The organism is Streptomyces sp. MUM 2J (genome assembly GCF_022414535.1).
In the GTDB taxonomy this organism is placed as follows: domain Bacteria; phylum Actinomycetota; class Actinomycetes; order Streptomycetales; family Streptomycetaceae; genus Streptomyces.
Map to the genome: position 1 here is coordinate 54,473 of NZ_JADWYM010000040.1, position 6,422 is coordinate 60,894.

The 6,422-nt window shown below is 70.9% G+C and carries 6 protein-coding genes and 2 pseudogenes; 1 reads left to right on the forward strand and 7 read right to left on the reverse strand.

Translation table 11 applies throughout. The annotated features are described in order from the left end of the window. Positions 1 to 12: 12 nt before the first annotated feature. The 6 genes and pseudogenes from I3F54_RS25970 to I3F54_RS25995 form a co-directional block, all read right to left on the reverse strand. Positions 13 to 462: a hypothetical protein gene (locus I3F54_RS25970; protein ID WP_240121333.1), complete on the reverse strand. Its 450-nt coding sequence runs from the start codon at positions 460 to 462 to the stop codon at positions 13 to 15. A gap of 573 nt (positions 463 to 1,035) precedes the next feature. Beyond that, positions 1,036 to 1,908, reverse strand: coding sequence for a trypsin-like serine protease (locus I3F54_RS25975; RefSeq protein WP_240121334.1), 873 nt, complete (start codon positions 1,906 to 1,908; stop codon positions 1,036 to 1,038). 241 nt (positions 1,909 to 2,149) lie between these two features. Continuing rightward, positions 2,150 to 3,604 (reverse strand): glyceraldehyde-3-phosphate dehydrogenase, encoded by a 1,455-nt coding sequence (locus tag I3F54_RS25980; protein WP_240121335.1) that lies wholly within the window; start codon positions 3,602 to 3,604, stop codon positions 2,150 to 2,152. Between the two features lie 408 nt (positions 3,605 to 4,012). Further along, positions 4,013 to 4,227: pseudogene (locus I3F54_RS25985) on the reverse strand (transposase); the annotation flags it as partial. Between the two features lie 85 nt (positions 4,228 to 4,312). Further along, on the reverse strand, positions 4,313 to 4,732 hold the full coding sequence (locus tag I3F54_RS25990) for an RNHCP domain-containing protein (RefSeq protein ID WP_240121336.1): 420 nt from the start codon (positions 4,730 to 4,732) through the stop codon (positions 4,313 to 4,315). 29 nt (positions 4,733 to 4,761) lie between these two features. Then, positions 4,762 to 5,133, reverse strand: a complete 372-nt coding sequence (locus I3F54_RS25995; protein WP_240121337.1) for an RNHCP domain-containing protein — start codon at positions 5,131 to 5,133, stop codon at positions 4,762 to 4,764. 506 nt (positions 5,134 to 5,639) lie between these two features. Here I3F54_RS25995 and I3F54_RS26000 point away from each other — a divergent pair. Beyond that, a pseudogene (locus I3F54_RS26000) lies at positions 5,640 to 6,083 on the forward strand (transposase). Here the strand turns inward: I3F54_RS26000 and I3F54_RS26005 are convergent. Further along, positions 6,037 to 6,422, reverse strand: a 386-nt coding sequence (locus tag I3F54_RS26005) for a tetratricopeptide repeat protein (RefSeq protein ID WP_240121338.1), incomplete at its 5' end; no start/stop codon positions are given. The pseudogene I3F54_RS26000 and the gene I3F54_RS26005 overlap by 47 nt on opposite strands.

Sequence of the window (6,422 nt, forward strand, 5' to 3'; positions counted from 1 at the left end):
CCGGCCGGGCGCTCAGTTCCACAGGGGGTAGGTGACCGACTGTGCCAGGCGCTCGGGACGGGCGTTCTTGTAGGTGAGCGTCATCCGCGTGTAGTGCCGCAGCTTCGGGTCCTTCTTCCAGGTTTGTGGGTGGTCCAGCCGCACGGACACGGCGTAGGCGTGGAAGCGGCCGGCCGCGCAGTACGGCTTGCAGTCGTTGACCGTGTTCACCCCGTCGGCGACCGCCGACCGCGCGTCCCAGCGCGACCAGTGCAGCGACACCAGCCGGCTGTTGCCGTCCCCGCAGGCGAGGACGAAGTTCGCGGGGCGCACCTGCGCGTGCCAGAGGCAGTCCACGAGGACCGGGGGCGGCGCGGCGGCCCGGCTGTCCGTCCGCGCGGAGGCCGCGACCGGGCCCGTCGCCGCCGCGAGCGAGGCGACCGCGCCCAGCGCGATCGCCGTCCTGACCGTGTGTCCACGCATGGCTGCTCCCCGGCGGCCCTGTCCCGCACCCCTGCTGTTGCGGTCGTCCTGCCCACGAAGCTACGACCGCCCGCGGCACCGCACCACTCGAACAGCGCAGCCGCACGAAGCCGAACGTGTGTGACAGAGCGAACCTTCCTCGCCCTTCCGGGCACATCACGTCGTGCGCAGGAACGGATACCGCCCGTTGGCCGGGCAGTGCGCCCCCGCGCACCACCCTGAGTGCCCCGCACGCCGGACGCTGGCGCAGTGGGCCCGCACCGTGACCGGGGTTCGCCGGTTCGCCCTCACCACGGCCGGGCACCGACAGGCCTCCGGCCCGTCGTACGGGCTCCCCCCTCGCCGCGGCGGCGGCGCGGCGAGGGGACCGGTGGCCGAGGCAGGCGGCGGACGCCGCCCGGTACGGGCCTGGGGGGTGTTTCGAAAGTCCCGCACGGCACCCGCGGCGCCCGGCACGCACTCTCGCCGCACCGGCCGTAAGCCCGGGTACATCCGGTACGAGGTCTTTCGTCCGGCACGCCGAGAGCACGCACCGGACACCGCGGGCACCGCACCGGACGTTCGGAACACCCCCTAGGGCAGCGCGACGAACGGCGCCAGGAAGGCACGCGCACCCGGGGCGTCCAGCCGGTAGGACACGTTGGTGGCGTAGCACGGGCCGTCACCGGTGATCGTGGTTGCCGCGAGGACGCTCCGGCCGTCGATCACCGCGAAGTTCGGGCCGCCCGAATCGCCGTAGCATGCGCCGCCGTTGCCCTGCGGGGCGGTCATGGCCAGGCGCACCCAGGACTTGTTGAGGGCGTCGAAGGAGACCGGCGCCTTCATCCGCACGCCGCCGCCCGGATGCGTCTGCCCACCGGGGCCGTTGACGGCCTCCTGCGTGCCGTACCCGGCGACGGACCAGTCCGTCGCGTTCAGGCCCTGCGGGCCGAGGGCGTTCAGCCGGCCCGCGGTCGGCAGGGCGGCCGGGGTGAACGACCAGCGGGCCGCGACCTGCTGCGCGGGCAGTTCGATCACCGAGATGTCGTGCGGATCGGAGGCGGGCCCCGGGTAGTCGGGGTGGCTGTGCGCCGTGCCCTGGACGCCGACGGCGCCCGCCTGGGCGGCAGGGTCGCCGGGGTGCTGCCGTGCGGCGGCGTCCAGCCCGGCCTGCACGTCCTGGTCGAGGGAGACGTAGAACCGCACCCCGTCCGGCCAGTCCGTGGTGCAGTGCGCGGCGGTCAGGAAGGTGTCGGCGTCGATCATCGTGCCGGAGCAGACCCAGTCGACGCGGTCCGGGGTGGCCGGATCGGAGTCGTCGTCCCAGGTGGCCACGAGCGCCCCGACCTCGGTCCGTTCAGGTGCGGGTGCGGCGTTGTACGAGTTGATCGCCGAGGCCGGCAGCGCGGTGGCGAGCACGGCGGCGCAGGCTGCTGCGGTGACGGCGGTGGCGCGTACGGCAGTCAAGAAGAACCCCTTCGACGGGTGTGGGACGGGCGTTCTCCTGTGGGAGGTGAGGGAATTGAACCGTCTGGCGCGTTGCACCACAAGAGCGGGTGGGGCCGCCGCAGCGCAGGGCGCGGGAGGCGCGGAACGGCACGGACACCCCTGCGCCGTGAGGCGTGCCGGACAGTGCGCGCCCCGGGAGCCGCGGGGGCTCCCGGGGCGCGTCGGCCCTGCCGTGGTCGGCCCGGTGGGCCGGGTGGGATCAGGCCGCCGGGGCCGGGAACGTCGGGTACTCGACGCCGGAGATGTGCTGCACGACGCGGACGACCTGGCAGGAGTAGCCGAACTCGTTGTCGTACCACAGGTAGAGGATGGCGTTGTCGCCCTCCACCTTGGTGGCGCCGGCGTCGACGATCGAGGCGTGACGCGAGCCGATGAAGTCGCTGGAGACCGCGTCCGGCGCGCTGATGAAGTCGATCTGGCGCTTGAGCGGCGAGGTCAGCGACACGTCCCGCAGGTAGTCCAGGACCTCCTCGCGGGTGGTCTCGCGCGCCAGCTGGAGGTTGAGGATGGCGATGGAGACGTCCGGCACCGGCACGCGGATCGAGCTACCGGTGATCTTCGCCTTGAGGTCGGGGAGAGCCTTGGCCACGGCCGAGGCGGCACCGGTCTCGGTGATCACCATGTTCAGCGGCGCGGAGCGGCCGCGGCGGTCCGACCTGTGGTAGTTGTCCAGCAGGTTCTGGTCGTTGGTGAACGAGTGGACGGTCTCCACGTGCCCGCGCAGCACGCCGAACTCGTCGTCCATCGCCTTCAGCGGCGGGACGAGCGCGTTGGTGGTGCAGGAAGCGCAGGACAGGATCTGCTCGTCGGGCTTGATCATGTCGTGGTTGACACCGTGCACGATGTTGGCGACGTCGCCCTTGCCGGGCGCGGTCAGGACGACCTTGTCGATGCCCGGGCGCAGGTGCTTCGACAGGCCCTCACGGTCGCGCCACTTGCCGGTGTTGTCGATGAGGATGGCGTTGTCGATGCCGTACGCCGTGTAGTCCACCGACGCCGGGTCGTCGGCGTAGATCACGCGGATCTCGTTGCCGTTGGCGACGATCGTGTTGTTCGCCTCGTCGACGGTGATCGTGCCCTGGAACTGGCCGTGGATGGAGTCCCTGCGCAGCAGCGACGCGCGCTTGACGATGTCCTCGGCGGCACGCTCGCCTCCACCCCGCACCACGATGGCGCGCAGCCGGAGGCCGGTGCCCGAGCCGGACTTCTCGATCAGCAGGCGGGCCACGAGCCGGCCGATACGGCCGAAACCGTACAGCACGACGTCGCGGCCCTCGCTCCGCTCCGCCTTGTTGGCGCCGGTGGCGCCGGCGACGGCCCCGGCGGTGAACTCCTCCACGGACAGGCCGCGGTCGTCGGCCCGGTAGGTGGCCGCGAGCATGCCGATGTCGATCTGGGACGGGCCGAGATCGAGGGTGGTGAGCGCCTGCAGGAACGGCAGCGTCTCGGTGACCGACAGCTCCTCACCGGCGATCTGCCGGGCGAACCGGTGGGTCTTCAGGATGCTGACCACCGACTTGTTCACCAAGGAGCGGCTGTGGAGGAGGACGGTGACGTCCCTCTCCCGGTGCAGCTTCCCGATGATCGGGATCATCGACTCCGCGATCTCCTCGCGGTTCTTCCAGTTGGTGAACGAGTCCTCGTTGACAGTCACAGAAGTATCTTTCGAGCTAGACGGCGCTCATATGATAGACCCTCCATTCGGCCGCCGTGATCACCCCCCGGTCACGGCCGCGGGGACGGGCACGGCCGGCCTCGCGGACCCGCCCACGCGCCGCCCCACCCGCAGGCCGGAGCGCCCGCGGGAGCTGACCGCCCGCGCGCGGCAGCGGGGCAGGGCCCCACGCGGAGGGCCCTGCCCCCCGCTCGGAGGGAGGTGTAGCGCACGTTCCGCGCACCGCGCCGGAGGGCGTGCGGCCGGTACGGCACCTCAGCGCGGGGCGGGCGCGCGCCGCCGTCCCGCGTCGTTGCGGATCCGGCACGGCGAAGACCCGGCAGGCAGCGGTGGGATGCCGCCCTGCCGGGTCTTCGCCGTCGTTCCGGGCCTTTACTTGTCCTTCATCTACCAAGATCTTCCAGGCTTGCCGATGGCCTTGAGGGTCTCGGGGCGTTTGACGGTCTTGCCGACGTCGTAGCGGGGTGCCCGGTGTTTGTTCTTGGCGCCGGGTGGCCGTCCGGGGCCTGCGCCCCTGGGTTCGGGAACACGGTCGGGCAGGCGAGGTGGGCGCGGATGTTCCTGAACCCCCGTCGGACCCGGGCCGGGGTGAGCTGCGGAGGTGAAAGTCGTGGTGGGGGGTGCGGGGTGGTGCCGTGGGTGGGGCGCGACTGCGGGCGCGTCCCACCCACGGCCGGCGCGGCCGGGTCACAGGGTGAGCAGGGTGCGGCCGGCGCACTTGGGGTCGGCGAGCGGCCTCAGGGCGAGGCGGACCAAGGCGAGCGGGTTGTCGTCACCGGCGATGCGGTTGGCGCTGAGCTCACCGCAGGAGGCGCACAGGTGGATGATCACCCACTCGCCGTCGGTACGGACGGACATGCCCAGCGCCTCCATCCGGCCCCGGCAGTCCGCGTCGCGATCGCCGGGGATCCTCCGGTCGACGTGCAGGCTGGCCAGGCAGTTCGGGCAGTGGTTGCGGTGCGCGGTGCCCGGCGCGTCCAGGGACACGTCGAGCCGGCAGGACACGCACCGGAAGTCGCCTGCCCGGTGCCCGCCCCGGTGGTGCAGGACGTCCTTGTGCCGCTGCGGACGGCGCCGCCCGCGACCGCTGTGGTTGTTGCGTGACACAGTGGTGCTCCTCTCCTGTCGGGCGGCGGTCAGAGGGTTCCGAACGCTTCGAGCGGGAAAGGCGGTTGGGCCAGCGGGCGGACCGCCATGCGGATCAGGATGAGCTGGTTGTCGTCCGCGCATACCGGGCTGGAGGTGAGTTCGTCGCAGCGCACGCAGCGGTGGATCACCATCCAGTCACCGGTGCGGAGCACGGCGATGGCGATCGGGGACATCCGGCCCTCGCAGTCGCAGGGACCGCCCTCGACGTGGTCGAGGACGTGCCGGGAGTGCAGGCAGGACGGGCAGTGGTTGCGCGGCGCGCCGTCGGCGGCGTACGCGGACACGGTCAGCCCGCACCAGGCACAGGCGAAGGTACCGAGGCTGAGAGTGTGGGTGAAGTTGGAGGTGTGGCTGGACACCCGGGCGCTCCTTGCTGGAAATGGGTCAAGACAGCAAGAGCAGGCCGAGTGGCCTCGTCAGAGGGCAGCCCGAGAACGCCGTGGAACGGCGGACAGGCAGGTCAGAGCACCGGAGGACACGTCCGGCAGCGGCCCGGAGAAACGGGCAGCGGAAGGCGGCGGACGGTTACGCGGTACGGCGAGGCGCACTCGGCGCGGGCCGGGACATCAAATACCCCTTTTCCGGGGCACACAGGCCCAGAACGAATCAGAACGACTCCTTGAGGCTAACAGGACACCTCCCTGGGGCGTCAACGCATTATTCGCCGCCCGCGCACGGCGGCGCGGTTCCCATCGCGCCCGCCCGGCGGGGGTGCACCGTCACCGTGGCACCTTCCGGAATGGTGTGCCGCAACGAGTCGGCACGGGCGGACACCAAAGAGGCCAGAAGGGGCGAACCGAGCGCGGGCGCCGTTGGCGTCGCCGCAGGTCGGGCACGACGTAGCAGGCCGCTCGCAAATCTCGTTCTGAAACGTCAGTTATCCGACGTGCAGTGGTCGTTGATCGATCCGGTGATCATCGCGTGGAAGGACCGGCACCGCTCGGTCAGCGGCCATCAGGGCGCCTACGCGATGCGGGATATCGTGAACGCGATCCTCCACCAGCACCGGACGGGCTGCCAGTGAGCCTACCTCCCGCACGATCTGCCGCCGAAGAGCGCGACGTACTACTACTTCGCCGCCTGGCGTGACGACGGAACCGACCAGGTCATCCACGAGTTCCTGCTGCCGAAGCGGTGGAGGGTCGAGCAGACCTACGGAACCCTGATACTGCACCGGCGTCTCGTCCGCGACTACGAGCACCGCCCGGCGTCCTCCGTCTCCCGCGTCTACGGGGCGATGGTCCACGTCATGGCCCGCCGACTCACGAACTGCTGCCGAAGAACATCGAGGGCACCCGCGCCGAGCTGAAACGCCTGGTCAAGCTCGACATGCTCACCGAGGCCGACACCGGCAACTTCACGAGAGAGTCATAGCCCGGCATCCATGGCCAGCAGTCTCTGGCCACCATCTGGTGTGCGTACTGGTCCTCCGGGCCGATTTCTTGGACTACCTTCTGGGCTTCTCGCACCCGACCCGTCTCGTACATCAGCCGAACAAGGACGTACAGGGCGTCACGGTCACCGCCTTCGGCGCGGTCATGCAGCGCCGCCTCCCTAGTGTCCCGAGTCTTAGGAAAGCCGTAGAAGTATGCTGGGCTCATGGCGCGCATGGGTCGGCCGACGGTCGAAGTGGTCCTGACGGATGACG

What these genes read in the sequence shown, in the direction of transcription:
- I3F54_RS25970 (WP_240121333.1), bottom strand. Translation starts at nt 462, where the DNA reads ATGCGTGGACACACGGTCAGGACGGCGATCGCGCTGGGCGCGGTCGCC.